The 1619-nt window shown below is 57.5% G+C and carries 1 protein-coding gene and 1 pseudogene; one reads left to right on the forward strand and one right to left on the reverse strand.

Annotation, left to right across the window (positions count from 1 at the left end; all coding sequences use genetic code 11):
* Nucleotides 1–58: 58 nt before the first annotated feature.
* Nucleotides 59–849 (reverse strand): annotated as a pseudogene (gene dkgB / locus HLUSI_RS28135) (2,5-didehydrogluconate reductase DkgB).
* Between the two features lie 341 nt (nucleotides 850–1190).
* Here dkgB and HLUSI_RS0111260 point away from each other — a divergent pair.
* Nucleotides 1191–1619 (forward strand): isochorismatase family protein (locus HLUSI_RS0111260; RefSeq protein WP_016834082.1); only part of this gene is annotated, 429 nt, incomplete at its 3' end.

Consider the following 1619-nt stretch of genomic DNA (forward strand, 5'->3'; position numbering starts at 1 on the left):
CAGTCTTGCGCCATGCAGGCGCAAGCAATGCATCAACGCAGCATCAACGCTGCATCAATCAATCCCACTGCGGCGCAAAGTCCGGATTGGCAAGGCGTTCTCCCTTGTCCAGCTTGGCGATGGCGGCCATCTCGGCGTCGCTGAGGCGGATGTTCTGCGCTGCCAGATTGCTTTCCAAATTGGCTCGCTTGGTCGATGAAGGAATCGTGGCGAAGCCTTGCTGCAGCGACCACGCCAGCGCGATCTGGGCCGGATTGGCCTGGTGCGCCCCGGCAATCTCAATGATGGTTGGATCGGCCATCACCTTGCCGTAAGCCAGCGGCATGTAGGCCGTCAGGTGGATGCCTTGGCTGCGCGCGAACTCGACCACCTTGCGGTTTTGCAGGAAGGGGTGGATCTCGATCTGCTGGGTGGCGATTTCCTGCGCGCCGACAACGGCGATGGCTTGCTGCAGATGGGCAATGGTGAAGTTGGACACGCCGATCAGCCTGGTCAGTCCCTGCGCCTTGGCTTCGGCCAGCGCTTCCATACAGGTCGCGACGGCGATGCTGTCGTTGGGCGCCGGCCAGTGGATCAGCGTACCATCTGCAGTTTGGCCAGACTGTCCTTCAGGCTCGGAATCAGTTTGTTCTTGCCGAGGTTGTCGGTCCAGATCTTGGTGGTGACGAACAAGTCCTTGCGCGCCAAGCCGGCAGCGGTGACGGCTTGGCCCACCTCGGCTTCGTTGCCGTAGATCTGCGCAGTGTCGATGTGGCGGTAACCGAGTTCGAGGCCGTTGGTGACGGAGTCGATGACTTGCTGTCCTTTCAGGCGAAAGGTGCCGAGGCCGAAAGCGGGAATGGTGTTCATGGAATTCCTTGACGGTTGAAATGGTGCGCGGACGATGGCCGACGCGAAGGCGGTGGAAGCTGGCGGGGCTTACTCCATGGACCGTAGTATGCGGGCAAAGTGCTATTGCAAAAATACGGTGCAAGGCAAAACTTTATTGCGTCCAAGGCAAATATCGACCGCCTCGTACCCTCTTGATTCTATTTTCGAATATTTCGATGATTGATCGTTATTCTTTCCGTTTTTCTTTCATACGTCGTTCGCCCATACTTCGCTCCATGGTGAACGGCACAGACAAAGACGGACACCAACGCAGCAATCACCCCTTATCGAATTAATCGTCAATACCTCAGGAGAACATCATGGCAATCGCAAAAGCACAACCAGGCAAAACACTGTTGAACCCAACCAACCACACCCTGATCATGATCGACCATCAGTCGCAAATGTCGTTTGCCACGCACTCGATCGATATGGTCACGCTGCGCAATAACGTCGCCCTGGTCGCCAAGGCCGCCAAGGAATTCAAGGTGTCGACGATTTTGACGACCGTCGCCGAAAAATCCTTCTCCGGCCCGATGTTCGATGAAATCAAATCGGTGTTCCCGAACGAAGAAGTGATCGACCGCACCAGCATGAATACCTGGGAAGACCCGCGCATCGCCGACCGCGTCAACGCCATCGGCAAGGAAAAGATCGTGCTGGCCGGCCTCTGGACCTCGGTCTGCATCGTCGGCCCTGCGCTGTCGGCGCTGGACCAGGGCCAGCGGCGATGTCTCCAACGAAGCGCA

This window comes from Herbaspirillum lusitanum P6-12 (genome assembly GCF_000256565.1).
GTDB classification, from domain to species: Bacteria; Pseudomonadota; Gammaproteobacteria; order Burkholderiales; family Burkholderiaceae_D; genus Herbaspirillum; species Herbaspirillum lusitanum.